General features: G+C 62.4%; 2 protein-coding genes. Both read right to left on the minus strand.

Annotated features, from left to right (window positions below; all coding sequences use genetic code 11):
- Positions 1-531, minus strand: a 531-nt coding sequence (locus tag F8D48_RS11445; protein ID WP_151432166.1) for a DDE-type integrase/transposase/recombinase, incomplete at its 3' end; no start/stop codon positions are given.
- 50 nt (positions 532-581) lie between these two features.
- On the minus strand, positions 582-1,116 hold a 535-nt coding region (locus F8D48_RS11450), incomplete at its 5' end, for a helix-turn-helix domain-containing protein (protein ID WP_338071848.1).

Consider the following 1,116-nt stretch of genomic DNA (forward strand, 5'->3'; position numbering starts at 1 on the left):
CTGGTATTGCCAGCCCATGTCCGAATGCAGGATCGGTGTCGCGCCCTTCGGCATCCTGGAGAAAAGCTGATCGAGGATATCGTGCTGCTGGGCCATGCTCGCGCTCTTCGACACCGACCACGCTATTATCTCTTTGCTCCCGAAGTCGTATATCGGCGCGAGATAGGCCTTGCCCCACGCCTGCTTGAACTCCGTGACGTCGGTGCCCATCTTCTGCCAAGGGCCCTCCGCTCCGAAGTCGCGCCCCAGCACGTTCTCGAAGGTCTCGCCGACGAGGCCTTTGTACGAATTGTACTTGTGATAGTCGGTTTCGCGGCGGATGCCGCAGCTGATCCCCATCTCGTGCATGACCTTCAACACCGTCTTGTCCGCGATGCGCGCGCCGCGCTCGGCGCGCAGGCACATGGCGATCTGCCGATGTCCGCAGCCGTTGGGAGTCCGTGAGAATATCTCGCTTATGGCGTCCCATAGCTCCGGTCGGGTCGGCACCTTCGGATGCGACAGCGCGTAGTAGTAGCTCGATCGCGCCATCTCCGCCGCTTCCAGCAGATCAGCGAGCGGGTAATGCCCTGAGAGCGCGGCTACGGCCGCTGCCTTCTCCCGGTTCGAAGGCTCTTCTCCGCCCTCAGGGCCGCCAATTTTTTTAGGTAGGCGTTCTCCGCCTCGAGCTTTCGGACGCGGACTTCGAGCTCTTGCTCGCGAGTCATCCCTTCCTTCGCGGCCCCGCTCCCTTTGGGTCGGCCCTTCGGCTCGGGGCGCAGGGCTTCAGCGCCGCCCTCCCGATACGCTTTGCACCACTTGAGGAGCGCCGACCTCGAGGCTATGCCGAAAGACGCCATGGCATCGGGGACCTTCTCGCCGTCCTCGACCACCGCTTTCGCGGCGGCCAGCTTCTGCTCGTAGGTGTATCTGACCTGTCGTCCGCCCATCTGCAGCAATCCGTCCAATCCAACAGCGCCGAACTTGTAGCACCATTGTTTCACAACGGAAGGAGGAAGCGCTAGGACGGTCGCGGCCGCGTGATACCCATAGCCCTCCTCGAAGAGCTCCGCTGCGGCCCTGCGGACATCGACGTCGTATCTGATCCTAAGGTCTGATGGCATAAAGAAGCCTCCC

It is taken from the genome of Adlercreutzia muris, assembly GCF_008831045.1.
In the GTDB taxonomy this organism is placed as follows: domain Bacteria; phylum Actinomycetota; class Coriobacteriia; order Coriobacteriales; family Eggerthellaceae; genus Adlercreutzia; species Adlercreutzia muris.